The organism is Pseudarthrobacter sp. NS4, from assembly GCF_024758005.1.
GTDB lineage: Bacteria > Actinomycetota > Actinomycetes > Actinomycetales > Micrococcaceae > Arthrobacter.
The window spans coordinates 1,858,071-1,884,452 of the sequence record NZ_CP103288.1; the positions used below are offsets into that span (position 1 = coordinate 1,858,071).

The following is a 26,382-nucleotide window of genomic DNA, read 5'->3' on the forward strand; positions in this document are numbered from 1 at the left end:
CTCCAGCAAACACTGAAAGGCACCCCGTGACGCAATGCTGCATCAACCCGAGCATCCTCTCCGCCGACTTCGTCAACCTCGAGGCTGAACTGCAGCGCATCAGCAATGCCGACGCCGTGCACGTGGATGTGATGGACAACCACTTCGTGCCCAACCTGACCATCGGGCTGCCGGTGGTGCAGCGGATCCAGGCAGTGAGCCCCGTCCCGCTCGACGCGCACCTGATGATTGCTGACGCCGACCGTTGGGCGCCCGGGTTCGCCGAAGCCGGCGTGGCGTCGGTGACCTTCCATGCCGAAGCGTCCATCGCCCCGGTGAAACTCGCCCGTGAACTCCGCAGCAGGGGCTCGAAAGCCGGAATGGCCCTGCGGCCCGCCACGCCGGTGGAGCCCTACCTGGACATGCTGTCGGAACTGGACATGCTGCTCATCATGACCGTCGAACCCGGGTTCGGCGGCCAGGCGTTCCTGGACGTGACCCTGCCCAAGATCCGCCGGGCCAGGGCAGCGATCGACGGCTCCGGGATCGGCGTGGCCATCCAGGTGGACGGTGGAATCACCGAAGAGACCATCACGCGTGCGGCGGAAGCCGGCGCGAACGTCTTCGTGGCAGGTTCCGCGGTCTACGGCGCCGACGATCCTGCCGCTGCCATCGACCGGCTTCGGCAGCAAGGTGCGCGGACGTTACGCGCAGTAACGGAATAACCGGGTGCAGGCGCCGGTTATGGCACAATAACAACACACATACGTGCTCCGGGGTCGGTGTAAGTCCGAACCGGCGGTGACAGTCCGCGACCCGCGAGCCGGTGGTTCTCCCAGGAGAATCCCGGCGGACGGTTGAACCGGTGAAATTCCGGTACCGACAGTTAAAGTCTGGATGAGAGAAGCACGTACAGCTGTACCTGCGGGGCCATAGGGCTCCGCAGCCTTCTGCTGTCGTATACCCCCGGAGCCATCGCGGTTCGAAAGGGAAGGAACGACACAGGAATGAACCCCAAGCGATGGCTCTTTGATGCCGATACCGCTGCCGCTTCCACGGCAGCCGCCACCACCGCTGTGACTGCCGCATGACCGCCAGCAACCCTCCGGCTGCGGCGCCAAGCAGGAATGCCGGGCCGGACTCAACAGTACATACGCTGCGTGAAGGGGCAGGTCTTCGTCCCGCCGCAGGCATTGTCACCGCCTTCAGGGATGCTGAAACCGCCGCCATGGAGGCAGCCCTGGAGGCGGCCCTGCAGGGGCCCCGCGGCGCCAACCCGCTGGTGGGGGCCGTCGTCGTCGATCCTGAAGGCCGCACGCTCATCACCGGATACCATCGCGGCGCCGGAACCGCCCACGCGGAGGCTGATGCGATCACGCAGGCCAACGCGGTGGGAATAGACCTGACGGGCTGCACCATGGTGGTCACGCTGGAGCCCTGCAACCATGTGGGCCGCACCGGACCGTGTACCGAGGCGATCATCGCCGCCGGAATTACCGACGTGGTGTACGCGGTGGATGATCCCCACGACCCGGCAGCCGGCGGAGCAGCGACGCTGCGTGCCGCAGGCATCAGTGTCCGGAGTGGACTTGGCGCAGCCGAATCCCTGGACCTGAACCGGCAATGGTTCGAAGCCGTGGCCGCAAGACGTCCCTTTGTCACCCTCCACATAGCCCAGACGCTCGATGGCCGCATCGCCGCCGAGGATGGGACCAGCCAATGGATCTCCAGCCCGGAATCCCTGGCCGACAACCATGGGATCCGCAGCCGCATCGACGCAATCCTGGTGGGCACCCAGACCGTGCTGGTGGACAACCCCCGGCTTACCGCCCGTGACGGGCAGGGGGCACCGGCATCCAAGCAGCCCGTGCGTGCAGTGATGGGGCTCCGCGACATCCCTGTGGATGCAGCCATTCGTGGGGATGACGGCCTGTCCGTGCACCTTTCCACCCGGGAACCCCTCGAGGCGCTGTCCATGCTCTATGCGTCCGGGACCCGCCACGTCATGGTGGAGGGAGGCTCGCGCATCCTTAGCGCTTTCCTCACCGCCGGGCTCGTCGATGAACTCATCGTGTACCTGGCCCCCACCCTGCTTGGTTCGGGAACCCCCGCCCTGAACGGCCTGGGAATCACCACCCTTCCGGACGCCCAGCAATGGGAATGGGACGCGTCCGACGGCGGTGCAGTGCGCACGCTGGGACGGGACCTGAGACTTCACTTGAGGCCGCAACGAAGAGTTGCCCTCGATCCACAACCAACACTTGACCCACAACTGTCCCGCAGCAGCGCGGAGCAAGCCCAGGGAGGCTACTGATGTTTACCGGAATTATTGCCGAACAGGGGCATGTCCTTTCCGTGGACCGGGACGGCGACACCAGCGCCACCGTCCGGCTCCATGCGCCGGGTACCACCGAGGGCCTGGCCCTGGGTGGTTCGATCGCCGTCAACGGCGTCTGCCTCACCGCCACAGCTATTGATGGCAAGGAGTTCAGCGTGGACGTGATGGGGGAGACCCTGGTCCGCAGCACCATCGGCGGGCTGGCCCCGGGCGACTCCGTCAACCTGGAACGCTGCGTCCCCGCCGGCGGAAGGCTGGACGGCCACGTGGTCCAGGGCCACGTGGACGGCGTGGGTGTCCTGCTGGAGCGGGAGCCCCTCGGCAACTGGGAACGGCTCCGCTTCGGCGTGCCCGCCAACCTTGCCCGCTACATTGCGGAAAAGGGATCCATCGCCATCGACGGCGTATCCCTCACCGTCACGGCGGTCAGCGACGCCGGCGAACCGGAGCCATGGTTCGAAGTGGGGCTGATTCCCACCACGCTGGCAGAGACCGGCCTGGGCGCCAAAACCACCGGCAGCCGGGTGAACCTGGAAGTGGATGTCCTGGCCAAGTACACCGAACGCCTGCTTGCATTCAGCACCCCGTCTGCCGCTGCCGAAGGAGGCACGCGATGAACTCCGCCCTCCGGCTCGACCCCGGCGTAGCCCACGTTGCGGCCGGCAATTCCCAGGCCGAAAACGCACGGGCTGACCGCGCCCTTGGACTTGATTCCATCGAAGAGGCGGTACAGGCGATGGCCGCAGGGAAACCGGTCCTGGTGGTGGACAACGAGGACCGGGAAAACGAGGGCGACATCATCTTCGCCGCCCAGCACGCCACACCCGCGCTCATGGGCTGGACCATCCGCCACAGCTCCGGCGTCATCTGCGTCCCGCTCTCCGGTGAACGCGCAGACGCCCTTGCACTGCCCCCCATGGTGGTCATCAATGAGGATGCCAAGGGAACTGCGTACACGGTCTCTTGCGACGCGGCAATGGGTGTCAGCACCGGGATTTCCGCCACGGACCGGGCCCTCACAGCCAGGGTGCTGGCGGATCCACAGGCCGTGCCGGCGTCCCTGACCCGGCCGGGGCATATATTTCCGCTCCGGGCAGTTGACGGAGGCGTGCGGGAACGGCCGGGCCACACCGAGGCGGCAGTCGACCTCTGTCGCCTGGCCGGCCTTGAGCCAGTAGGTGTGATTGCAGAAGTTGTCTACGACGACGGTGAGATGATGCGCCTGGACGGCCTCCGTGCCTTTGCGGCAGAGCACGGCTGTCCCCTGGTAACCATTGAGGATCTGGCGGCCTACCTTGGCACGGGGGCCGGGGAGCCCAGCAACAGTACCCGGGAGGTTCCGGGCGGGAAGAAGGAGACAGCATGATGGGTTCGGCAGCCAGCGACGGCATGCACCAGGATGGCCACCGGGCGGGACGCACCGGCAGCGGTGTTGTGCCCCATCCGGTCAGCGGTGGCCCTGTGGTGCAGCTGCCCACCGCCTTCGGTGACTTGGTGGCGCAGGCATGGACCGACCTGGTCACCGGCGTTGAACACCTGGCTGTCAGTTCGCCCAACCCGCCCCGGGACGGCAAGGCGCCGCTGGTCCGGCTGCACTCCGAATGCCTGACGGGTGACGTCTTTGGCTCCTACCGCTGTGACTGCGGCGAACAGCTCGCCTACGCGCTCGAAGTGATCCACGAATACGGCGGCACGCTGCTGTACCTGCGCGGCCAGGAAGGCCGCGGCATAGGCCTGGCGAACAAGATCAAGGCCTACGCGCTGCAGGAGGCCGGCTTTGACACGGTGGAAGCCAATGAGCAGCTGGGGCTTCCCGTCGACGCGCGTTCCTACAACGCCGCCGCCCAGATCCTCGCCGAGATGGGCCTGCATGAGGTGCGGCTCCTGAGCAACAATCCGGACAAGCAGAACAGGCTGGCACGTGCCGGCGTGAAGGTCGTGGAGATGGTTCCCACCGAGGTTCCTTCCCGCGACCAGAACATCCGCTACCTGCAAACCAAGAAGGACCGGATGGAACACCGCCTGCTGCTGGACACCCACGTGGCTGCACTGCCCGTGACCACCCCCGACACTTTTATCCACGAACAAGACTGAACGGAACAAACGAACCAATGAGCGGACACGGCGCCCCCGATATCGACCTCAGCACCCTCAACCCTGCCGAAACCTCGCAGCTGCGGCTGGCGATCGTGGCGGCAAGCTGGCACACCCAGATCATGGACGGGCTCCTTGATGGAGCCCTGCGCGCGGCGAAGGACGCCGGCATCGCCGAGCCCACCGTCCTGCGTGTCCCGGGCAGCTTCGAGCTGCCCGTTGCTGCCGCGCGGCTGGCACCGCACTTCGACGCCGTCGTGGCCCTCGGCGTCGTCATCCGGGGCGGCACGCCGCACTTTGACTATGTTTGCCAGGCCGCGACGTCGGGACTCACCGATGTCAGCGTGGCAACCGGCGTGCCGGTGGGCTTCGGCGTCCTTACCTGCGACACCGAACAGCAGGGCCTGGACCGGGCAGGCCTCCCCGGCTCCAAGGAAGACAAGGGCCACGAGGCCGTCACCGCGGCGCTGGCCACCGCCGTCGTCCTGAAGCAGTACTCGTAGCAGATGACGGGCGCGGTGTGTGTTCGCTCACATCGTGCCCGTCATGCAAGCGGCCGGGAAGCGCCCTGCGCGCCGCAGCAAGTAGGCTGGAGGGCGTGAAGAATTTCGAGACGCTGTTCGCTGAGCTCAGCGAGAAGGCAGCCACCCGCCCGGAAGGCTCCCGCACCGTCGCTGAATTGGAGTCCGGTGTTCACGGCATCGGCAAAAAAGTCGTTGAGGAAGCAGCCGAGGTATGGATGGCTGCCGAATATGAATCCGATGAAGCCGCGGCCGAGGAAATCTCCCAGCTGCTGTACCACCTGCAGGTTCTGATGCTCGCCAAAGGCCTGACCCTGGAAGACGTCTACAGGCATCTGTAGCCACCGGTCCGGCGCGCCTCCTGCCGCCGTGCCCGCTGTGGCCTGCATTGCCTAACACTTAGACCTCCACAATCCAGAAAGATTTCCCATGCTGCGAGTAGCCGTTCCCAATAAGGGATCCCTGTCCGAAGCCGCCTCCGCCATGTTGTCCGAAGCCGGATACCGCCAGCGCCGCGACACCCGCGAGCTGGTCATGGTGGACCCGGACAATGAGATCGAGTTCTTCTTCCTCCGCCCGCGCGACATCGCCGTGTACGTCGGCCAGGGAACGCTCGACGTCGGCATCACCGGACGCGACCTCCTGCTGGATGCCGAGGTGGAAGCAGAAGAACTGCTTCCGTTGGGGTTCGCTGCCTCCACGTTCCGCTTTGCCGGTCCCGTGGGCCACTTCGCCGCTGCCGAGGAGCTTGAAGGCAAGCGCCTGGCCACCAGCTATGACGGCCTGCTCCGCGGTTACCTTGCCGAAAGGGGCATCGACGCCAGGGTTGTCCGTCTTGACGGCGCCGTGGAATCCTCGGTCCGCCTTGGAGTGGCAGACGCCATCGCCGATGTGGTGGAGACCGGCAACACGCTCAAGGCCGCCGGAATGGAAATCTTCGGTGAACCGATCCTGAGGTCCGAGGCAGTGCTGATTCGCCGCACGGGCGAAGGCGGCGCAGCCAACGGCACCGCCAAGGAAATCGACGTCCTCATCCGTCGCCTGCAGGGCGTCCTGGTGGCGCGGCAGTACGTCCTCATGGACTACGACATCCGCAAGGAACTCGTGGAAAAGGCAGCCGCCCTGACCCCCGGCCTGGAGTCACCCACCGTTTCTCCGCTGCGCGACTCGGACTGGGTTGCCGTCCGGTCCATGGTGCCGAAGAAGGAAACCAACCGGATCATGGATGAGCTGTACGACCTTGGCGCCCGTGCCATCCTGGTCAGCAGCATCCACGCCTGCCGCATCTGAGCCGGCCGCGCAGCATCAACAACCAGCGCAGCAGCGCCAACCGTAGAATTCCAGGAGTACCCATGGCAGTAGCAGTACGCGTCATTCCCTGCCTTGACGTGGACGCCGGGCGCGTCGTCAAAGGCGTCAACTTCGAAGGCCTCCGCGACGCCGGCGACCCCGTGGAGCTGGCCCACCGGTACGACAACGCTGGAGCTGACGAACTGACGTTCCTTGACGTCACGGCCTCATCCGGCAACCGCGAGACCACCTTCGACGTCGTCCGCCGCACCGCGGAGGAAGTATTCATTCCGCTGTGCGTGGGCGGCGGCGTCCGCGGTGTTGCCGAAGTGGACAAGCTGCTGCGCTTCGGCGCAGACAAGGCGGCCATCAACACGGCCGCCGTGGCACGCCCGGACGTCATCGACGAAATCACCCGGCACTTCGGTTCCCAGGTCCTCGTCCTGTCCCTCGACGCCCGCCGCACCCGCCCCGGCTCCCGGCCCACGCCGTCGGGCTTTGAAGTGACCACCCACGGCGGACGCACCGGCACCGGAATCGATGCGATCGAATGGGCAAAGGAAGCCGCTGACCGCGGCGTGGGGGAGATCCTGCTCAACTCCATCGACGCGGACGGGACCAAGGACGGCTTCGACCTGGAAATGATCCGCATGGTCCGCGCTGCCGTGAAGGTACCGCTGATCGCTTCCGGCGGCGCCGGGGAACCGGACCACTTCCCGCCTGCGGTAGCTGCCGGCGCTGATGCCGTGCTGGCGGCCTCAATTTTCCACTGGGGCCCGAACGACATGATGCTCCAGGTCAAGGACGCCATCCGGGCAGCCGGGTTCGAAGTCCGCTGACTGGTTGGTGGGTGGGCCCGCCGCCGGTGGTTGAGCCTGTCGCAACCTGGTTAGAGCCCTACTTCGGCTGACTGGAGGAGCGCGACGGCGTCCGGCTGGCCTTCGAAGGTCACCAGGGCGTGGCGGGTGCGGCCGTGTGCGTGCATCAGCAGTTCGCCAGGCTCACCGACAATGGCCACGGAGACGGGTGCACGCTTGGCGACATGGCGGGGACCCGACGGGCACACCAGGACGATGCCAAGGTCAACGCCGCGGTACAGGATGGCGGCACGCTTCACGAGTTCGTCCCAGAGGGCGTCGGAGTAGGCCTCGTCCAGCGCCCTCGGCGCCCAGCGGTCCACCGCCCGGCGGACATCCTCGGTGTGCACGAAGTACTCAATGAGGTTGGAGCTTTCGTCAAGTGCCTTGATGTTCATCGGGGAGAGGCGTGGATGGCCGGCGCGGAAGGTGTTCACCAGCCCGGCATAGTCCTCCGCCGTCGTCAGCTTGGCCGCCAGCCTGGCCGTGGCCTGGTCCGAAGCCTTCGCCAGCCGTTTGATGATCAGGCCCAGCCCTACGGCGGCCTTACGCTCACGCAGGTAAAGGTGCGCGGCAAGATCCCTGGTGCGCCAGCCCCTGCAAAGGGTGGGCGCATCAGGACCGGCCGCAAGCAGGGTCTCGGCCAGGACTTCTCGGGACGGTTCGACGAAATGCATCACTTGTGAAACTAGCACGAGAGGCTAGAAGTTGGGCAGCACATCAACGGCCCCTGGCGTGCCATTGTTCACATCCGGTCCGGGGTCCCCTGAAGGCACTAGACTTGATCTGATGTCTGAGCAGCCCGCCCCCGTCCAAACCCCCGGTTCCGCCGTGCCCGGAGTTCCCACGACTGCGCCCGGAACGTCCTCGCCTGCAAGCCCGCTCGCTTCGGAGCTGGCTGCCGCGCTCAAGCGGGACAACGCAGGCCTCGTGGCCGCCGTGGTGCAGCAGTACGACACGAACGAGGTCCTGATGCTGGGCTGGATGGACGACGAAGCCCTCCACCGCACCATGACCACCGGCCGCGTGACGTTCTACTCGCGGTCCCGGCAGGAGTACTGGCGCAAGGGGGACACCTCCGGGCACGTCCAATGGGTCAAATCGGTCGCCATGGATTGCGACGGCGACGCCCTTCTGGTGCGCGTCGACCAAGTGGGTGCCGCCTGCCACACCGGCACCCGTACCTGCTTCGACGGCAGGGAACTGAACGTCACCACGGCCCAGGCGGGCTGAACCTGGCAGGGGCCGCACGGGCTGCTGCTGCCGGAACAGCAGCACCTGCCCCCTGCAAGCACATTCAAGGCGTCCGGCCCTTCCGGACCCCCACGAGAACAGGCGGAAAAGCATAGCCATGCAGGACCTTGGAATCATCAGCCCGAGCCTGGAGGAATTCCGGGACCTGGCCGGCCACAGCCGTGTCATTCCCGTCAGGCTCAAGGTGCTCGCGGATGCCGAAACGCCCATCGGCCTGTACCGCAAGCTGGCCCAGGGCCAGCCCGGTACGTTCCTTATGGAGTCCGCAGCAGTGGGCGGTGCCTGGTCCCGCTACTCCTTTATCGGTGCGAAGTCCCGGGCCACGCTGACCACCAGGGACGGCGCTGCACACTGGCTGGGTGAACCACCCGCTGGCGTGCCCGTGGATGGCAGCCCCGTGGACGCCATCCGCGACACCATCGAGGCCCTGCGCACGGACAGGTTCGACGGACTGCCGCCCTTCACCTCCGGCCTGGTGGGATTCCTGGGCTGGGAAACCGTCCGGCACTGGGAGCGGCTGGTCAGCCCTCCCGAGGATGACCTGCAGTTGCCGGAGATGGCACTGAACCTGGTCACCGACATGGCGGTCCACGACAATGTGGACGGCACGGTGCTGCTCATCGCCAACGCCATCAATTTCGACAACAGCTCCGAGCGCGTGGACGAGGCCTGGCACGATGCCGTGGCCCGGGTCAAGGCACTCCTGGCCCAGGTCAGCACCCCTGTGGCGCAGCCGGTCTCGGTGTTGGCTCCCGCCGCCCTGGACTTTGCCTCCAGCGTCCAGGAACGCTGGGACGAGGCCGAGTACCTGGCTGCCCTGGACCGCGGCAAGGAAGCCATCGTGGACGGCGAGGTTTTCCAGGTGGTCATTTCACGCCGCTTCGAAATGGACTGCAACGCGTCCGCACTGGACGTGTACCGGGTCCTGCGGAACACCAATCCCAGTCCGTACATGTACATCTTCAGCCTCGAGGACGCCGACGGCCGCGAGTACTCCATTGTTGGGTCCTCGCCCGAGGCCCTGGTCACCGTCACCGGTGAAGAGGTCATCACGCACCCCATCGCAGGGTCCCGTCCCCGCGGGAAAACCGTCGAAGCGGACAAAGCCCTGGCCGAGGAACTCCTGGCGGACCAAAAGGAGCGTGCCGAGCACCTCATGCTGGTTGACCTCTCGCGCAACGATCTGTCGAAGGTCTGCGTGGCGGGAACCGTGGACGTCACCCAGTTCATGGAAGTGGAGCGCTTCAGCCACATCATGCACCTGGTGTCCACCGTGGTGGGACAGCTCGCGCCGCGTGCCAAGGCCTACGACGTTCTGAAGGCAACGTTCCCGGCAGGCACCCTGTCCGGCGCGCCCAAGCCACGGGCCCTGCGCCTGCTTGATGAGCTGGAGCCGCACCGCCGCGGCATATACGGCGGCGTGGTGGGCTACCTCGATTTCGCCGGCGACATGGACATGGCCATCGCCATCCGCTCCGCCCTGCTCCGCGACGGACGTGCCTACGTCCAGGCCGGGGGCGGCATCGTGGCCGACTCCGTGAACCCCACCGAAGCACTCGAAACAGTGAACAAGGCGGCCGCTCCGCTCCGCGCGGTCCACACCGCCGGTTCGCTGCAGAACATCTCGGCGGAATCCCTTCCCGGCGGGGCGGACGCCTGATGCCCGGTTCGGGACGGGCTGTGGGGCAGGCTGACGAAGCGAAAAGGGCGGCGCCCGCCTGGGCCCGGAGGTCCACGCTTGTGCTGCTCATCGCCGTGCTGGCCCTGGCCGTCTTCGGAACCACCACGCAAACCTGGATGTCCGTGACCGTGGACCCGAACCAGGTGGGACAGGCCGGGGCTGCGCAGGAGGCAATCGAGGTCCAGGGCAGCAAAGCAGCCACAGCCGTGACCGCCCTTGCACTGGTGGCCCTCGCCGGCGGACTGGCAGCTGCCATCGCCGGCAGGATCGCGCGGTGGATCATCGCCGCCATCATCGTCCTTGCCTCGGCCGGCATCGTCGCCGCGGCGGCCACTGTCCTCGCTGACCCGCTCGCGGCCGCCCAGGGATCCATCGCCGCCGCGACGGGCGTCACCGGCAGCCAGGCGCAAGTGGCCGTTACCGCCTTCCCCACGCTCGCCGTCGTCGCCGCCTGCCTGCTCGCCCTTGCCGCCCTGCTCATCATTCCCGCGGGCCGGCACTGGAAGACCAGGACCAAATATGACGCGCCGGGGGCCGCCGGCAGCACCCCAGCGACAGGACCCGTCGACGAAATCGACAGCTGGGACCGGCTGTCCCGCGGTGACGATCCCACCTGACCCGTCAGTGGCCCGGACCCGGCAGGGGCCGTCGGCCGGCCGATGACCGGTCACGGGCCAAAAAATGGCAGAATGTAAGCAGTATTCGTCCTGAGGAGATTTTCCATGAGCAAAGCACCTGCATCCGTTTCCAAGTCCGGCACCCGCACGGTGGCCCCCGGCGCCATCGACCACAGCCAGGAACTTGGCCACGGCAACAGCCCCGCAGCGTGGACCTGCGTCATCGTCATGCTGGTCGGCGCACTCATCATGTCAATCGCTTTTGTCATCGCCAACACTCCCATCTTCATCGCCGGTGCGGGCGTCATGGTGCTGGGCCTGATCCTCGGTTACATCATGCGCAAGGCAGGCTACGGCGTCGAAGGCAGCAAGCTGAAGAACTCCGGCCACTGATGGCAACTGTTCTCGACGACATCAATGCAGGTGTCCGGGAGGATATGGAGGCCAGGAAGCGGCTTGTTTCCTTGGCAGAACTGAAGGACCTCGCCCAGGGTGCGGCACCCGCCCGCGATGCCTGGGCAGCACTCGGTGGCCCCGCCGCATCACGTGATGAGCTCAAGGTCATTGCGGAAATCAAGCGGCGCAGCCCCTCCAAGGGCGACCTCGCCAGCATCGGGGACCCCGCCTCGCTCGCCAGGCAGTACGCCGACGGCGGTGCTTCCGTCATCAGCGTCCTCACCGAGCAGCGCCGGTTCAACGGGTCCCTGGCGGACCTTGATGCCGTCCGCGCCGCCGTCGACGTCCCGCTGCTGCGCAAGGACTTCACCCTCGACGAGTACCAGATCTGGGAAGCCCGCGCCCACGGCGCGGACCTGATCCTGCTCATCGTTGCTGCCCTGTCCGACGCCCAGCTCGCCGAATTCAGTGCCCTCAGCTCCGAACTCGGCATGAACGTCCTCGTGGAAACCCACACCGAAGAGGAGATTGCACGGGCCGCCGAAGCCAACGCGCGGATCATTGGCGTCAACGTGCGGAACCTGAAGACGCTCGACGTCGACCGTTCCGTGTTCGCGACGCTGGCCGGGCAGATTCCCGCCGGCGCAGTGGTGGTTGCGGAATCAGGCGTACGGGACGTGGAAGACGTGAGGCACTATGCCGAAAACGGCGCCAACGCCGTGCTCGTGGGTGAAGCCCTGGTGAGCCACTCCACGCCGCGGGAGCGGATCGCGGAGTTCACTGCTGCCGGAGCCGCTGCCATCGCCGCACGCGGCTGACCGGCTGCCCTGCATGCAGCGCGGACGAAGGGCTGCCGCGCGGAGAGCAGGAGTGCCCGGGGACAACTCCCGGCTGAGGCCGGGCCATACTTTTGACCGATCAACTGGAACAGGACGGGACTGATGGCCGAAGCACTTTCAGGAAACGCTGACAACAACGCCGCGGAAGCATTCCTGCAGGGCGGCTCCCTCCGGCACGCCCCGGGGCCGTACTTCGGAAGCTACGGTGGACGCTGGATGCCGGAGTCCCTCATTGCCGCCCTGGACGAACTCGAGGAAACCTTCGACAAGGCCAAGGACGATCCCGAGTTCCGGGCGCAGGTCGCAGACCTGAACAGGAACTACTCCGGCCGTCCCTCGCTGCTGACAGAGGCCAAGCGGTTCTCCCTTCATGCCGGGGGAGTCCGCGTGTTCCTCAAGCGCGAGGACCTCAACCACACCGGTTCGCACAAGATCAACAACGTGCTGGGCCAGGCGCTGCTCGCCAAGCGCATGGGCAAGACCCGTGTGATCGCCGAGACCGGTGCCGGCCAGCACGGCGTGGCCAGTGCCACCGCCGCGGCCCTCATGGGCCTTGAGTGCGTGGTCTACATGGGTGCCGAGGACTGCCGCCGCCAGGCGCTGAACGTCGCCCGCATGGAACTTCTTGGCGCCACCGTTATTCCCGTCACCAGCGGTTCGCAGACCCTCAAGGACGCCATCAATGACGCCCTCCGGGACTGGGTGGCCAACGTCGACAGCACCCACTACCTGCTGGGCACGGCCGCCGGCGCGCACCCGTTCCCCGCGATGGTCCGCTACTTCCACGAAGTCATCGGCGAGGAAGCCCGCGCCCAGATCCTGGAGCAGGAAGGGCGCCTCCCGGACGCCGTCTGCGCCTGCATCGGCGGCGGTTCCAACGCCATCGGAATCTTCCACGGTTTCCTTGACGATCCCTCAGTGAAGATCTACGGCTTTGAGGCCGGCGGGGACGGCGTGGACACCGGACGCCACGCCGCCACCATCACGCTGGGCAAGCCGGGCGTCCTGCACGGCGCCCGTTCCTACCTCATGCAGGACGACGACGGACAGACCATCGAGTCCCACTCCATCTCCGCAGGACTCGACTACCCCGGCGTGGGACCCGAGCACTCCTACCTCTCCGACATCGGCAGGGTCAGCTACGAGCCGATCACGGACAGCGAAGCCATGGAGGCCTTCCGGCTGCTGTGCCGCACAGAGGGCATCATTCCCGCCATCGAGTCCGCGCACGCCCTGGCAGGAGCCATCAAGGTGGGCCAGCGGCTCGCCGCCGAAGATGCCTCCGCCGCGGCGGACAAGATCATCATCGTGAACCTCTCCGGACGCGGTGACAAGGACGTGGCCACCGCGGCCGAATGGTTTGACCTGTTGGACAAGGACTCCGCGGAGTCGGAAATCGGCAAAGAGGGGGAGCAACTGTGAGCACCGCACAGATGACCAGCAAGTCGGCAGCAGCGATCGACAAGGCGCGCGCTGAAGGCCGGGCCGCCCTCATCGGGTACCTTCCCGCCGGCTACCCCAGCGTGGAGCAGACCATTGCCGCCGGCATTGCACTGGCCGAGAACGGTGCAGACCTGATCGAGATCGGCATCCCGTATTCCGATCCCGTCATGGACGGCCAGGTCATCCAGGCCGCAACCACCGAGGCGCTGGCCAAAGGCTTCTCGGTCCGCCAGGTGTTCGACGTGGTTGCCGGCATCACCAGCAAGACCGACGCCGCCGTCCTGATCATGACCTACTGGAACCCCGTGATCCGGATGGGCGTGGACGAGTTCTCCCGCCGTCTCTCCGAGGCCGGGGGAGCAGGGCTCATCACTCCCGACCTCATCCCGGACGAGGCTGCTGAATGGATGGCGGCCTCGGACAAGTACGGCCTGGACCGGGTTTTCCTTGTGGCACCGTCGTCCACTGCGGAGCGCATGCAGCGGACCGTCGACGCAAGCCGCGGTTTCGTCTACGCCGTGTCCATCATGGGTGTTACCGGAGCCCGGACCTCCGTGAGCACCGCAGCCAAGGACGTTGTGGCTGCGGCACGCGCCGCCGGCGCACAACGCGTGTGCGTCGGACTGGGTGTTTCCAGCGCCGGCCAGGTCCGTGAAATCGCTGCCTATGCGGACGGCGTCATCGTAGGAACCGCCCTGGTGGCAGCAATCCGCGACGGCGGCGTGGAAGCGGTCGCTTCCCTCACCAAGGATTTGAGCTCCGGCCTGACCAGGGAAGAAGCCTAATCCATGCAGACCCTCCTTCAGGCAGCCGCCATGGTGCCCGCCGGCATCCCCAGCCCGGACTGGTCCGGGTTCGACATCCCCCTGCCGTGGGGGACGCTGCGCATCCACGCCTATGCACTGTGCATCCTGGCCGGCATCGTGGTGGGCCTCTGGCTGACCTCCGTCCGCTGGGCCAAGCGCGGAGCGCCTGAAGGAAGCGTCTGGGACATCGTCGTCTGGGCCATCCCGTTCGGCATCATCGGTGGTCGGCTCTACCACGTGGTCTCGTCCCCGGACGCCTACTTCGGCCCCGGCTTCGACGGCACCGGCGACCTCTCGCTTATCCCGCAGATCCAGCGCGGCGGCCTCGGAATCTGGGGTGCCGTGCTGCTCGGCGCCGTTGGCGCATGGATCGGCTGCCGCCGCAGCGGGGTCAAGCTCACCGCCTTCGTTGACGCCGCTGCACCCGGCCTCCTTCTGGCCCAGGCTGTGGGCCGCTGGGGCAACTACTTCAACCAGGAACTCTTCGGGAGCCCCACCACTCTGCCGTGGGGCCTGGAGATCGACGCCGACAATGCAAACTTCCCGGCCGGCGTGCCCGCGGACACCCTGTTCCACCCGACCTTCCTGTACGAGTCCCTGTGGAACCTGGTTGGCGTCGTCATCCTGCTTGCACTGGACCGGAAATTCAACTTCCGCCGCAGCAGGCTGTTCTGGCTCTACGCCATGTATTACACGCTGGGCCGGGTCTGGATCGAGGCGATGCGGATTGACGATGCTGAGCAGATTTCCCTCTTCGGCATCACCACGCGCCTGAACGTCTGGACCAGCATCCTTGTCTTTACCGTCGCATTGGTTGCCTTTATCCTGTTGGGAATGAAGGGCCGTCCCGAGCCCGACAGCGTGTACCTGAGTGGCCATGAACCGGCGGAAACGACCATCGCAACCGCTGGCGGGGATAAGGGCGACGAGGTCCGTGATCCGGACTCCGTTGTCTCAGATAGTGAATCGCGTGATAATCTCCCTCATAACCAAAGCGGTTCCCGGCATGCTTCCGCCCCCACGGAAGACGCCGCGGCGGCATCGTCCGGCTCAAAGCCGGGAACGGATGCAACGGCTGCCGGACACTCCGGCAGCACGGCCACAGGATCCGCACCAGAGGCCGGCACCAGCAAGTAGACCGCCGGCCGGACAGGGCAGCAGAGCCACCGCTCGGAGCTCCCGAAAACCACAGTGTCGTGGCATGGGGCCAGTCCGGACAGCATAGAGCTGCTGTCGGATGAAGCCCTGGGCAGGGGCCTGCGTAACCGTTAGTTGAGCAGGCCGGGCTGACCTACAATTTCCAGTAAGTAACACTTTGTTGTGCCATCACCGCGGCGCCGACTGAGTGGGGCCAATGGTGTCCCTTCCATACGCACGATCAGGAGGAAGGACGTCTCCCATGACCCAAACTCTTCACACTCCCAGCTGGTCCGAACCGGATCAGCCTGAGGCCGCCATGTCGCCGTTCAAGCGTTTCGCAGCCCTGCCGGAGGCCGCCGGGCTGTACAACCCCGAGCAGGAGAAGGACGCCTGCGGTCTTGCGATTATCGCGACGCTCCGAGGCGAACCCGGGTACGACATCGTCGACGCCGCCCTCACTGCCCTGCGCAACCTCGAGCACCGTGGTGCCGTAGGCGCAGACGAGGGCACCGGTGACGGCGCAGGCCTCCTGATGCAGATCCCGGACGAGTTCTTCCGGGCTGTCACAGAGTTCGAACTTGCCGGGCCAGGCCAGTACGTGGCCGGCACGGCGTTCCTGCCCGCTGAACAGCGCGAAGCTGACGCAGCGAAGGCCGGCATCGAGGGCCTTGCCGCCGATGAAGGCCTGAAGGTCCTCGGCTGGCGCGAGGTGCCGGTGGTGGCCGATCTGGTGGGCGCCATGGCCCGCGCCTGCATGCCCTACTTCTCCCAGCCCTTCATGGCCTCCGCCACGGGCGAGGAACTGGACCGCAACGAACTCGACTCCCGTGCCTGGCGCATCCGCAAGCGCGCCCAGAACAAGTTCGGCGTGTACTTCCCGTCGCTGTCCTCGCGCACCATCGTCTACAAGGGCATGCTAACCACCGCCCAGCTCGAGCCGTTCTACCCGGATCTTTCGGACAAGCGGTTCAAGACCAAGCTGGCCATTGTCCACTCACGTTTCTCCACCAACACGTTCCCGTCCTGGCCGCTCGCGCAGCCGTTCCGGACCATTGCGCACAACGGTGAGATCAACACGGTCAAGGGCAACCGCAACTGGATGCGGGCACGCCAGTCCCAGCTCGCCAACCCGCTGCTGGGCGACTCGCCGGAAGAGCTGTACCCCATCTGCACGCCCGGCGCCTCCGACTCCGCCTCCTTCGACGAGGTAGCCGAACTCCTGTGGCTGTCCGGCCGGCCCATCACGCACTCGATAATGATGATGATCCCCGAGGCCTGGGAAAACCACGCCACCATGGATCCGGCCCGCCGCGCCTTCTATGAGTACCACTCGCTGCTGATGGAACCGTGGGACGGCCCCGCCGCCGTTTCCTTCACCGACGGCAACCTGGTGGGCGCAACCCTGGACCGCAACGGCCTGCGCCCCGGCCGTTTCTGGATCACCGAAGACGGCCTGATCGTCTTCGCCTCCGAGGTCGGCGTCATCGACGTCGAACCCTCCAAGGTGGTCAAGAAGGGCCGCGTCTCCCCGGGCAAGATGTTCCTGGTGGACACCGAGGCCGGACGCATCATCGACGACGAAGAGGTCAAGGCAGAGGTTGCCGCCGCCAATCCGTGGGCGGAGTGGGTCAAGGACAACCTGATCGACCTGAACGAGCTTCCCGAGCGTGAGCACGTGGTGCACACGGCTGCCTCGGTTAACATCCGCCAGCGCACCTTCGGCTACACCACCGAGGAGCTGAAGATCCTGCTGGGCCCGATGGCCCGCACCGGCGCCGAACCGCTGGGCGCCATGGGATCGGACACCCCGGTGGCCGTACTGTCCAAGCGTCCGCGCCTGCTCTTCGATTACTTCGTGCAGTCCTTCGCGCAGGTCACCAACCCGCCGCTGGACGCCATCCGCGAAGAACTGGTGACGTCCCTGACCTGCGCCATCGGCCCTACCGGCAACCTGCTGGATACCAAGCAGGTCCGCCAGACGCAGGTCCAGCTGCCCTTCCCGGTGATCAACAACGACCAGCTCGCCAAGATCGCCAACATCGAGGACGCCGACGGCAACCGCGTGGCCATGAAGGTGCGCGGCCTGTACCGCCCCGAAGGCGGCGAGAACGCCCTGCGTTCCCGGCTCACCGAGATCTGCGAGCAGGTCTCCGGTGCCATCAACCGCGGCGTGCAGTACATCGTCCTCTCGGACCGTGACTCCAATGCGCAGTGGGCCCCCATCCCGTCCCTGCTGCTGGTCAGCGCCGTACACCATCACCTGCTCCGCAGCGCCAACCGGACCAAGACCGCGCTGGTGGTCGAAGCAGGCGATGTCCGCGAGACGCACCACGTCGCTGTGCTTGTGGGCTACGGCGCGTCCGCCGTCAACCCGTACCTGGCCATGGAATCCGTGGAGCAGCTGATCGCAGCCGGCGACGTCACCGGCGTCACTCCGCAGGACGGTGTCTACAACCTCATCAAGGGCCTCGGCAAGGGCGTCCTGAAGATCATGTCCAAGATGGGCATCTCCACGGTCGCCTCCTACACCGGCGCCCAGACCTTCGAGGCACTGGGACTGGGACAGGAACTGGTGGACGAATTCTTCGCCGGCACCCACTCCCAGCTCGGTGGCGTCGGCCTGGACGTCATTGCGGCCGAGGTCTCGGCACGCCACCAGATGGCGTACCCCGAGGGCGGCATCGAGCAGCCCCACCGCCCGCTGCTCGGCGGCGGTGAATACCAGTGGCGCCGCGACGGCGAGCCCCACCTGTTCAACCCGGAGACCGTCTTCCGGCTCCAGCACGCCACGCGTGAGCGCCGCTACGACATCTTCAAGGCCTACACCAGGGGAGTGGACGACCAGTCCACCAACCTGATGACGCTGCGCGGCCTGCTCAAGTTCAAGAACGAGCGCCCCGCTGTTCCGCTGGAGGAAGTGGAGCCGGTCTCCAGCATCGTCAAGCGGTTCTCCACCGGCGCCATGAGCTACGGCTCCATCTCGCAGGAGGCCCACGAGACGCTGGCCATCGCCATGAACCAGCTGGGCGGCAAGTCCAACACCGGTGAAGGCGGCGAGGACGTGGACCGCCTCCTTGACCCGAAGCGGCGTTCCGCAGTCAAGCAGATCGCGTCCGGACGTTTCGGCGTGACCAGCCTGTACCTGACCAACGCAGACGACATCCAGATCAAGATGGCGCAGGGTGCAAAGCCCGGCGAGGGCGGCCAGCTGATGGCGCAGAAGGTCTACCCCTGGGTGGCCCGTACCCGGCACTCGACGCCCGGCGTCGGACTGATCTCCCCGCCCCCGCACCACGACATCTACTCCATCGAGGACCTCGCGCAGCTCATCTACGATGCGAAGCGCGCCAACCCCTCGGCCCGCGTGCACGTCAAGCTGGTGTCGGAAGTCGGGATCGGCACCGTGGCGTCCGGCGTGACCAAGGCGAAGGCCGACGTCGTACTCGTCTCCGGCCATGACGGCGGAACCGGCGCCTCGCCGCTGAACTCGCTCAAGCACGCCGGTGTCCCGTGGGAACTCGGCCTTGCCGAGACGCAGCAGACCCTGATGCTCAACGGCTTGCGCGACCGCGTGGTGGTCCAGGTTGACGGCCAGCTCAAGACCGGCCGCGACGTTGTGATCGCTGCACTGCTGGGCGGTGAGGAGTTCGGCTTCGCCACCGCTCCGCTGGTGGTGGAAGGCTGCATCATGATGCGCGTTTGCCACCTGGACACCTGCCCGGTGGGCGTCGCCACCCAGAACCCTGAGCTGCGGGCCCGGTTCACCGGCAAGCCCGAGTTCGTGGTCAACTTCTTCGAGTTCCTTGCCGAGGAAGTCCGCGAGATCCTGGCCGAGCTGGGTTTCCGCAGCCTGGAGGAGGCCATCGGCCATGCCGAGGTCCTCGACGCCCGGGACGCGGTTAACCACTGGAAGGCGGACGGGCTGGACCTGGACCCGATCCTGCACGGCCTTGAGTTCGACGACGACGCACCGCTGCGCAACATGACCGGCCAGAACCACGAGCTGGACAAGCACTTCGACCAGCGCCTCATCACCATGGCCACGGAAGCGCTGACGGACCGCAGCCCGGTGAAAATTGCCGTGGATGTCATCAACACGGACCGTTCCGTGGGCACCATGCTGGGCCACGTCGTCACCAAGACGTTTGGCACCGACGTGCTGGCCACAGACACGATCGACGTCACCCTCACTGGCACCGCCGGCCAGTCGCTGGGCGCCTTCCTGCCCGCCGGCATCACGCTGCGGCTGTACGGCGACTCGAACGACTACGTGGGCAAGGGCCTGTCCGGCGGCCGGATCATCGTCCGCCCGGACCGCACCAACGTCTTCAAGGCGGAGACCAACGTCATTGCCGGCAACGTGATCGGCTATGGCGCCACGAGCGGTGAGTTGTTCCTGCGCGGCCAGGTGGGCGAACGCTTCCTTGTGCGCAACTCCGGTGCCACCGCCGTCGTCGAAGGCATCGGCGACCATGGCTGCGAGTACATGACCGGCGGCCAGACGCTGATCATTGGGCGCACCGGGCGCAACTTCGGCGCCGGTATGTCCGGCGGTACCGCCTACGTCCTTGACCTGGACACTGCCCGGGTGAACAAGGATGCACTGCAGTCCGGTGAACTCCAGCTCCGGGAGTTGGACGCCGAGGACCGCGACATCGTGCACGGCCTCCTGGTCAAGCACGTTGAAGAAACTGACTCCCAGCTGGCCGCGCGCCTCCTCGAGAACTTCGATGACACCGCCGCCCGCATTACCAAGGTGCTGCCGCGCGACTATGCGGCCGTGCTGCAAACCCGTCTCGACGCCATCGAAGAGGGCCTGGACCCCGACGGCGAAGAAGTGTGGGCTCGAATCCTGGAGGTAACCGGTGGCTGATCCACGCGGATTTTTGAAAGTACGCCAGCGTGAAACGCAGCCACGGCGTCCCGTTCCCGTCCGCATCATGGACTGGAAGGAAGTGTACGAGGCGCAGGAGAAGGGCACCCTGAAGGCCCAGGCTGGCCGCTGCATGGACTGCGGCGTGCCCTTCTGCCACCAGGGCTGCCCGCTGGGCAACCTCATTCCCGAGTGGAACGACCTCATGTGGCGGGACAAGGGCGAGGAAGCCATTGAGCGCCTCCACGCCACCAACAACTTCCCCGAATTCACCGGCCGGCTGTGCCCCGCCCCGTGCGAGGCGTCCTGCGTGTTGGGAATCAACCAGCCTGCCGTCACCATCAAACAGGTGGAAGTCTCCATCATCGACGAAGCCTGGGACAACGGCTGGGTCAGCCCGCTGCCTCCCGCACGCCTGACCGGAAAGACGGTTGCCGTCGTCGGCTCCGGCCCTGCCGGCCTGGCCGTCGCGCAGCAGCTGACACGTGTGGGCCACACCGTCGCCGTGTACGAGCGCGACGACAAGATCGGCGGCCTGCTCCGCTACGGCATCCCCGACTTCAAGATGGAAAAGGAGCAGGTGGACCGCCGCGTCGAGCAGATGAAGGCGGAAGGCACCCGTTTCCGGACCGGCGTGGCCGTCGGCACCGACGTGACCTGGGAGCAGCTGCGCCGCCGCTACGACGCCGTGGTGGTCTGCACCGGCGCAACGGTTCCGCGCGACCTGCCCATCCCGGGTCGCGACCTTGAAGGCATCCACTTCGCCATGGACTACCTGGTACCGGCCAACCGCGCAGTAGCGGGGGAGACCGTTGAAAACCAGATCCACGCCCAGGGCAAGCACGTTGTGATCCTTGGCGGCGGCGACACCGGGGCGGACTGCCTCGGGACCGCGCACCGGCACGGCGCCGCATCCGTGACCACCCTGGCCATCGGCAAGCAGCCGCCGGCAGAGCGTGCCAGCCACCAGCCGTGGCCCACGTTCCCCACCCTCTTCGAGATGGCCAGCGCCCACGAGGAAGGCGGTGAGCGGACGTACCTCGCCTCCACCGTGGAATTCGTTGGCGAGAACGGCAAGCTGACCGGCGTCAAGGTGGCCGAGACGGAGTTCGTTGACGGCAGGCGCCTGCCCAAGGCCGGTACCGAGCGGATCATCCCTGCGGACCTGGTGTTCCTGTCCCTGGGCTTCACCGGCGCCGAGCCGGCAGGCATCACAGAACAGGTGCACGCCGAATTCGACGGCCGCGGCAATGTTTCCCGCGACGGCTACTACATGACCAACACCGAGGGCGTCTTCGTGGCCGGTGACGCCGGGCGCGGGCAGTCCCTGATCGTGTGGGCCATCGCCGAAGGACGTGCCGCCGCGGCAGCAGTGGACAAGTACCTGATGGGGAGCACCATTCTTCCCGCCCCCGTGGCGCCGACGGACCGTGCCATCGCCGTCCTCTAATGCAGCATCGGGGGCTTTTGTTCACCCCCGCGACAACTTAACCAATGCAAGAGACCAATAGGGTAGGTATATGAGACGCGCAAAAATTGTGGCTACGTTCGGCCCGGCAATTGCCAGCTACGAAAACACTCTCGCGGTGCTGGAAGCCGGTGTTGACGTCGCCCGGATGAACATGAGCCACGGCGACTACTCCGTGCACGACAACACCTACGAGAACGTCCGCAAGGCGGCGGCCGACCTGGGCAAGGCCGTGGCCATCATGGCTGACCTGCAGGGGCCCAAGATCCGCCTGGGCCGGTTCGTTGACGGCCCGCACGCCCTCGCTGTTGGTGACACCTTCACCATCACCACGCAGGACGTTCCCGGCACCAAGGACATCTGCTCCACCACGCTGAAGAGCCTCACCGAAGACGTCAACGTGGGCGACGCCCTGCTGATCGACGATGGCAAGGTTGCCCTGCGCGCTACTGCTGTTGACGACGTCAAGGTGGTCGCCGAGGTGACCGTGGGCGGCATGGTGTCCAACAACAAGGGCATTAACCTTCCCGGCGTGGCCGTAAACGTTCCGGCGCTGAGTGAAAAGGATGAGGACGACCTCCGCTGGGCCATGCGCCGCGGCGTTGACCTGGTGGCGCTTTCCTTCGTCCGGGACGCGTCCGACATCGCCCGCGTGCACGAGATCATGGACGAGGAAGGCCGCCGCGTGCCGGTCATCGCCAAGATCGAAAAGCCGCAGGCCGTGGACCAGCTTCCCGAGATCATCGACGCGTTCGATGCCATCATGGTGGCCCGTGGCGACCTGGGCGTGGAGCTTCCGCTGGAGGAAGTGCCCATCGTCCAGAAGCGCGCCATTGAGCTGGCCCGCCGCTGGGCCAAGCCGGTCATCGTGGCCACCCAGGTCCTGGAATCCATGATCGACAACCCTCGTCCCACCCGTGCAGAGGCATCGGACTGCGCCAACGCCGTACTGGACGGTGCAGACGCGGTGATGCTCTCCGGTGAGACCAGCGTGGGCAAGTACCCCATTGAGACAGTCAAGGTCATGGGCCGGATCATCGAATCCACCGAGGTCCACGGCCTGGAGCGCGTCCCCCCGCTGGGCACCAAGCCCAAGACCCGTGGCGGCGCCATCACCCGCGCCGCCGTCGAAATTGCCGACCAGCTGGACGCCAAGTACATTTGTGCGTTCACCCAGTCCGGCGATTCCGCACGCCGCCTCTCGCGCCTGCGCCCCATCAAGCCGGTCTTCGCCTTCACCCCGGTGGAGCAGGTCTGGAACCAGCTGGCCCTGACCTGGGGCATCCAGCCGGTGCTGGTCCAGATGGTGGACCACACCGATGAGATGACCGCCCAGGTTGACCGCAGCCTCCTGGAAATGCAGCTCGTTGAGGACGGCGACCTTGTGGTCATCGCCGCCGGTTCCCCTCCCGGAAAGGCCGGCTCCACCAACTCGCTGAAGGTGCACAAGGTGGGCGACCTCGCCGACTCCACCCGTGTTGGCGAAGCAGTCAGCAACAAGGAAAAGCTCGGCCCCTGGCCGGAAAAGAAGAAGAAGGCCTAGCCTTTACCAAGAAAAGGACCCCTGCCGCTTGGCAGGGGTCCTTTCTCTTGTCTATGGCAGCAGTTAGTTGACCTGGTTGATGATGGTCTCTGCCACTTCGCGCATGCTGAGGCGGCGGTCCATGGAGGTCTTCTGGATCCAGCGGAAAGCTTCCGGCTCCGTCAGGCCCATCTTGGTGGTCAGCAGGCTCTTGGCACGCTCCACGAGCTTGCGGGTGGCGAACTGTTCCTGGAGGTCGGAGACCTCGCTTTCGAGGGCCTTGATCTCCTCGTGGCGGGAGAGGGCAATCTCCAGCGCGGGAATGAGGTCGGCGGGGGTGAAGGGCTTGACCACGTAGGCCATGGCGCCGGCGTCGCGGGCGCGCTCCACGAGTTCCTTCTGGCTGAACGCGGTCAGCAGTACTACGGGGGCGATGCGGGCCTTGACGATCTTTTCCGCCGCCGAGATGCCGTCCATGACGGGCATCTTGACGTCCATGAGGACCAGGTCCGGTTTCAATTCCTCGGCGAGCTGGACGGCCTTCTCGCCGTTGTCCGCCTCACCCACAACGTCATAGCCTTCGCCGCGCAGGATCTCGATGATGTCGAGGCGGATGAGGGTTTCATCCTCGGCCACAATGACGCGGCGCGCCGGCTGGGACGTGGGTTTTGACTCCGTCTGTTCAGTCACGGGATCTCCTTGGAAAGGTACGGCGGGGACATTACTATCTTAGGTGCGCCCGGTCCTGTACTTGATCTGCATGGTCGGTTGCGGCGTCGGCGGCGCGATTCTGGAATTCAGCCTATCTGCATGTAGAGTAATTCCGCGTACGTGAAGCAATCGCGTTGCTCACAGTCAGCTGTGGGCGTAGCCTTTTGCTCCATGTATTCCGCGCCCGAGTGGCGGAATTGGCAGACGCGCCGCACTCAAAATGCGGTATCGAAAGGTGTGTGGGTTCGAGTCCCACCTCGGGCACAGTGTTTCCGCAGGTCAGCAGCTTTTTCTCTTCTGACTGTTGACAAAGCTTGACTTTTTGCCATCCAAGGTGTTGTTACGGTGCACCATCACGAGGGCTGGTACGGGCACCGTAATGAGGGACATAAGGCCGCGGACTGCGCTCACGGCCCGTCTTTGCAAATATCAGGGCACAATTTTCATCGGCACATAGCTGAACAGAGTGTCGTTGAGCGCTGCAATCTTCTACGTATCGGGGCTTCCAGACAGAGCGGCCGCAGGGCGTGCCTGCCAGCCGGCAGCTGCGTCGGACACGACATACGTGTATCTTCAGGCCGTTCTAATCGAGCAGATCTGGCAGCAACTGCGGCGCTCCGCTCCCAGAAGGACGGGCGAGCTGCAAAAGGGGACCGTTAGGGTATCAAGGACTTCATGCAGCACCCGATCCGTATGGACGCGTGATCGCCTCGAGGAAATGCCCGTCAGGATCCGCGAAGTAGACGCCACGTCCGCCGTCGTTGTGGTTGATTTGCTGCGGGCGGGACCGTCCCGGGTCAGCCCAGTAGGGGATGCCCTGGGCCTGGATCCTTGCGAAGATTCCGTCGAAGTCCTCCTCGCTGACGAGAAAGGCGTAGTGCTGCGGGGAGATGGGCCGGTCCGCGGTGGCGAAATCGAGGGCCACTCCGTGGTCGAGGGGCACGGTCATGAATGACCACATGGCTTGGGGTTTCGGCAGTCCGAGCACGTTCGCCAGGAAGTCCGCCGAACGGCGCTTGTCCGTTGCGTAGACGATGGTGTGGTTGAAAGTGACCGTCATGGCGTCTCCTCAGCTGTTTTGTCCAGCAGTCGGGGAAGCTCTCACTGCTGATGGCAACCACTCGGTGAGTACCTACAACGGGTGCTACCCCAACATAACCGTAGCGCTCGGGGCGGTCGGCCGATCGGCCACGTGCCCCTCCCGGTTGGGGCCCTGGTTGCGCGGAGGCCCCAGCGACGATGAAGCATCAGAATGACAGGCAGCGATGATTCGTCTGATCACTCGGGACAGTTGGATCAAGGCAGTGTGTCGCGCGGTGTAGATTTTTGCAGTGAGAAAGCCATGTGTTAAACGGGAGCCAGCCCAGAATGAACCCCTGATGCTCGTATGAGGCTCGCGGAGTTCTTGAGTCCAGTTGTGGGTTATCGTCGACTTTCTTGATGCGAAATGGGCTCGATCGCCCGAATTCTGTGCTACCAAGCCAAAATTCCACCCCTTAGATAGGCTGTCCCAGTGACAGACGAGATAGAGTGGCCCGCCTTGCCGGCTCCTCACGCACGCGGCCAGGGCTGCGGCCGTGACCGTCTCACGCGCTGGCGCTAATCCGCCCACGCGTGCCGAACTCAACTGCATTGAAACCGCCGCAGAGGACGCTCCTGCTGTCGTACTGACGGGTGCGGAGCTTGACAGCAAGTGAAAGGAAGCCATGAAAACGCATGATCCATTTGCACCAACATCTGGGATCGAATCCTTCGAAGTCATCAGCGAATCCTTCGAGGATGGCCAGGTTCTTCCGGAAGCTCAACGCAGCGCCGTCCTGGGATCCGGCGGGCGGGACGAATCGCCCCAGCTCACCTGGTGGGGCGCGCCCGAGGGAACCAGGAGCTACGCAGTCACCGTCTTCGACCCCGATGCCCCAGGCGGGGGCTACTGGCATTGGGCTGTGGTGAACATCCCGGCAGACGTCACCTCCCTCCCGGCCGGTGCAGGTTCCCGGGACAACTCCCGGTTACCGTCTGGTGCAGTGCAATTGAAGAACGATGCCGGATTTGTCGGTTTCGTGGGAGCTGCCCCGCCTCCCGGGCACGGTCAGCACCGGTATTTGCTGGTGGTCCACGCCATGGATGTTGAACGGCTGGACCTTCGCACTGATGACACCCCGGCCGCCCTGCAATCCGCGCTCTCCAACCACACCTTGGGCCGGGCGAGGCTGACGGGAACCTTCGAACGCCGCTAGGGCGTGTCTCCCAAGCACTGAGGCGGTTGTCCGGAATGCGTGATGGGTGTCTCGTATTTCTATGTTTTGACTGATGGGCAGTGGGCCCTTATTTAGCCGTTGCTGCCGTCTTCCATTGGTCGCCGGGGTCGCCCCTTCCGGGACGACCGGCGGGTGGTCGAGGGCATTATTTACCGATACCGCTGCGGGATCGCTTGGCGGGATGTGCCGGCCGAGTTGGTCGGTGGCAGATGCTTTGGAAGGGGCACCGCCGCTACAGCGGTGACGGAACTTGGGACAGTATTCTGGCCGCGCTGTTGACGGTCGCGGATCGGCG

The 26,382-nt window shown here is 65.7% G+C and carries 24 protein-coding genes, 1 tRNA gene, 2 pseudogenes and 1 riboswitch; of the genes and pseudogenes, 24 read left to right on the top strand and 3 right to left on the bottom strand.

Annotated elements, in window-relative coordinates; translation table 11 throughout:
* The first annotated feature begins 26 nt into the window (after window positions 1-26).
* The 9 genes from rpe (at window position 27) to hisF (ending at window position 7,061) form a co-directional block, all read left to right on the top strand.
* Window positions 27-704, top strand: a complete 678-nt coding sequence (gene rpe / locus NXY83_RS08655) for a ribulose-phosphate 3-epimerase (protein ID WP_258805683.1) — start codon at window positions 27-29, stop codon at window positions 702-704.
* Between the two features lie 39 nt (window positions 705-743).
* Window positions 744-893: riboswitch (FMN riboswitch) on the top strand.
* A 314-nt stretch (window positions 894-1,207) separates the two neighbouring features.
* Entirely contained in the window at window positions 1,208-2,293 is a 1,086-nt protein-coding gene (gene ribD / locus NXY83_RS08660) for a bifunctional diaminohydroxyphosphoribosylaminopyrimidine deaminase/5-amino-6-(5-phosphoribosylamino)uracil reductase RibD (protein WP_258806113.1), read from the top strand.
* Window positions 2,293-2,934 carry a riboflavin synthase gene (locus tag NXY83_RS08665; RefSeq protein WP_258805684.1) on the top strand — a complete coding sequence of 214 codons (642 nt, stop codon included), beginning with the start codon at window positions 2,293-2,295 and terminating at the stop codon, window positions 2,932-2,934. Before ribD ends, NXY83_RS08665 begins: the two co-directional genes overlap by 1 nt.
* Window positions 2,931-3,683 carry a 3,4-dihydroxy-2-butanone-4-phosphate synthase gene (gene ribB, locus NXY83_RS08670; RefSeq protein ID WP_258805686.1) on the top strand — a complete coding sequence of 251 codons (753 nt, stop codon included), beginning with the start codon at window positions 2,931-2,933 and terminating at the stop codon, window positions 3,681-3,683. The genes NXY83_RS08665 and ribB overlap by 4 nt, the downstream gene beginning before the upstream one ends.
* Window positions 3,680-4,411 carry a GTP cyclohydrolase II gene (ribA, locus tag NXY83_RS08675; protein WP_258805687.1) on the top strand — a complete coding sequence of 244 codons (732 nt, stop codon included), beginning with the start codon at window positions 3,680-3,682 and terminating at the stop codon, window positions 4,409-4,411. Before ribB ends, ribA begins: the two co-directional genes overlap by 4 nt.
* A gap of 17 nt (window positions 4,412-4,428) precedes the next feature.
* Window positions 4,429-4,914 carry a 6,7-dimethyl-8-ribityllumazine synthase gene (gene ribH, locus NXY83_RS08680; protein ID WP_079597073.1) on the top strand — a complete coding sequence of 162 codons (486 nt, stop codon included), beginning with the start codon at window positions 4,429-4,431 and terminating at the stop codon, window positions 4,912-4,914.
* A 95-nt stretch (window positions 4,915-5,009) separates the two neighbouring features.
* Window positions 5,010-5,273: a phosphoribosyl-ATP diphosphatase gene (locus NXY83_RS08685; RefSeq protein ID WP_258805688.1), complete on the top strand. Its 264-nt coding sequence runs from the start codon at window positions 5,010-5,012 to the stop codon at window positions 5,271-5,273.
* Between the two features lie 88 nt (window positions 5,274-5,361).
* Window positions 5,362-6,222 carry an ATP phosphoribosyltransferase gene (gene hisG / locus NXY83_RS08690; protein ID WP_258805689.1) on the top strand — a complete coding sequence of 287 codons (861 nt, stop codon included), beginning with the start codon at window positions 5,362-5,364 and terminating at the stop codon, window positions 6,220-6,222.
* A gap of 62 nt (window positions 6,223-6,284) precedes the next feature.
* Window positions 6,285-7,061 (top strand): imidazole glycerol phosphate synthase subunit HisF, encoded by a 777-nt coding sequence (gene hisF, locus NXY83_RS08695; RefSeq protein WP_258805691.1) that lies wholly within the window; start codon window positions 6,285-6,287, stop codon window positions 7,059-7,061.
* A 50-nt stretch (window positions 7,062-7,111) separates the two neighbouring features.
* On the opposite strand, the gene NXY83_RS08700 is transcribed toward hisF, so the two are convergent.
* Window positions 7,112-7,756: a TIGR03085 family metal-binding protein gene (locus NXY83_RS08700; RefSeq protein WP_258805692.1), complete on the bottom strand. Its 645-nt coding sequence runs from the start codon at window positions 7,754-7,756 to the stop codon at window positions 7,112-7,114.
* A 112-nt stretch (window positions 7,757-7,868) separates the two neighbouring features.
* Between NXY83_RS08700 and hisI the strand changes: the two genes are divergently transcribed.
* The 11 genes from hisI to pyk all read left to right on the top strand — a co-directional run bounded on the left by hisI (window position 7,869) and on the right by pyk (window position 23,139).
* Entirely contained in the window at window positions 7,869-8,312 is a 444-nt protein-coding gene (hisI, locus tag NXY83_RS08705; protein ID WP_258805693.1) for a phosphoribosyl-AMP cyclohydrolase, read from the top strand.
* A gap of 118 nt (window positions 8,313-8,430) precedes the next feature.
* Window positions 8,431-9,993: an anthranilate synthase component I gene (locus NXY83_RS08710; RefSeq protein WP_258805694.1), complete on the top strand. Its 1,563-nt coding sequence runs from the start codon at window positions 8,431-8,433 to the stop codon at window positions 9,991-9,993.
* Window positions 9,993-10,631 (top strand): Trp biosynthesis-associated membrane protein, encoded by a 639-nt coding sequence (locus NXY83_RS08715; protein WP_258805695.1) that lies wholly within the window; start codon window positions 9,993-9,995, stop codon window positions 10,629-10,631. The genes NXY83_RS08710 and NXY83_RS08715 overlap by 1 nt, the downstream gene beginning before the upstream one ends.
* Before the next feature lie 105 nt (window positions 10,632-10,736).
* Window positions 10,737-11,024 carry an HGxxPAAW family protein gene (locus tag NXY83_RS08720; protein WP_258805696.1) on the top strand — a complete coding sequence of 96 codons (288 nt, stop codon included), beginning with the start codon at window positions 10,737-10,739 and terminating at the stop codon, window positions 11,022-11,024.
* Window positions 11,024-11,845 carry an indole-3-glycerol phosphate synthase TrpC gene (gene trpC / locus NXY83_RS08725; RefSeq protein ID WP_258805697.1) on the top strand — a complete coding sequence of 274 codons (822 nt, stop codon included), beginning with the start codon at window positions 11,024-11,026 and terminating at the stop codon, window positions 11,843-11,845. The genes NXY83_RS08720 and trpC overlap by 1 nt, the downstream gene beginning before the upstream one ends.
* Window positions 11,846-11,968: 123 nt before the next feature.
* On the top strand, window positions 11,969-13,288 hold the full coding sequence (trpB, locus tag NXY83_RS08730) for a tryptophan synthase subunit beta (RefSeq protein ID WP_258805698.1): 1,320 nt from the start codon (window positions 11,969-11,971) through the stop codon (window positions 13,286-13,288).
* Between the two features lie 11 nt (window positions 13,289-13,299).
* Entirely contained in the window at window positions 13,300-14,094 is a 795-nt protein-coding gene (gene trpA, locus NXY83_RS08735; RefSeq protein ID WP_258806114.1) for a tryptophan synthase subunit alpha, read from the top strand.
* A gap of 3 nt (window positions 14,095-14,097) precedes the next feature.
* Window positions 14,098-15,252, top strand: coding sequence for a prolipoprotein diacylglyceryl transferase (lgt, locus tag NXY83_RS08740; protein WP_258805699.1), 1,155 nt, complete (start codon window positions 14,098-14,100; stop codon window positions 15,250-15,252).
* A gap of 262 nt (window positions 15,253-15,514) precedes the next feature.
* Window positions 15,515-20,128 (top strand): glutamate synthase large subunit, encoded by a 4,614-nt coding sequence (gene gltB, locus NXY83_RS08745; RefSeq protein WP_258805700.1) that lies wholly within the window; start codon window positions 15,515-15,517, stop codon window positions 20,126-20,128.
* The gene (locus NXY83_RS08750; RefSeq protein ID WP_258805701.1) at window positions 20,121-21,578 is read left to right on the top strand and encodes a glutamate synthase subunit beta; all 1,458 of its coding nucleotides are present in this window, start codon (window positions 20,121-20,123) and stop codon (window positions 21,576-21,578) included. Before gltB ends, NXY83_RS08750 begins: the two co-directional genes overlap by 8 nt.
* A gap of 70 nt (window positions 21,579-21,648) precedes the next feature.
* A complete protein-coding gene (gene pyk, locus NXY83_RS08755; protein ID WP_258805702.1) occupies window positions 21,649-23,139 on the top strand; it encodes a pyruvate kinase in 1,491 nt (496 codons plus the stop codon).
* A 63-nt stretch (window positions 23,140-23,202) separates the two neighbouring features.
* Here the strand turns inward: pyk and NXY83_RS08760 are convergent, their stop codons facing one another.
* On the bottom strand, window positions 23,203-23,808 hold the full coding sequence (locus NXY83_RS08760; RefSeq protein ID WP_009358190.1) for an ANTAR domain-containing response regulator: 606 nt from the start codon (window positions 23,806-23,808) through the stop codon (window positions 23,203-23,205).
* Between the two features lie 203 nt (window positions 23,809-24,011).
* Here NXY83_RS08760 and NXY83_RS08765 point away from each other — a divergent pair.
* A tRNA-Leu gene (locus tag NXY83_RS08765) sits at window positions 24,012-24,093 on the top strand.
* 409 nt (window positions 24,094-24,502) lie between these two features.
* Here the strand turns inward: NXY83_RS08765 and NXY83_RS08770 are convergent.
* Window positions 24,503-24,889 carry a VOC family protein gene (locus tag NXY83_RS08770; RefSeq protein ID WP_258805703.1) on the bottom strand — a complete coding sequence of 129 codons (387 nt, stop codon included), beginning with the start codon at window positions 24,887-24,889 and terminating at the stop codon, window positions 24,503-24,505.
* Between the two features lie 487 nt (window positions 24,890-25,376).
* On the opposite strand from NXY83_RS08770, the pseudogene NXY83_RS21030 reads away from it, so the two are divergent.
* From NXY83_RS21030 to NXY83_RS08780, 3 genes and pseudogenes are all read left to right on the top strand, one after another.
* A pseudogene (locus NXY83_RS21030) lies at window positions 25,377-25,526 on the top strand (carbohydrate kinase); the annotation flags it as partial.
* 9 nt (window positions 25,527-25,535) lie between these two features.
* Window positions 25,536-26,066, top strand: a complete 531-nt coding sequence (locus NXY83_RS08775) for a YbhB/YbcL family Raf kinase inhibitor-like protein (RefSeq protein ID WP_258805704.1) — start codon at window positions 25,536-25,538, stop codon at window positions 26,064-26,066.
* Between the two features lie 42 nt (window positions 26,067-26,108).
* Window positions 26,109-26,377: pseudogene (locus NXY83_RS08780) on the top strand (transposase); the annotation flags it as partial.
* Window positions 26,378-26,382 lie beyond the last annotated feature (5 nt).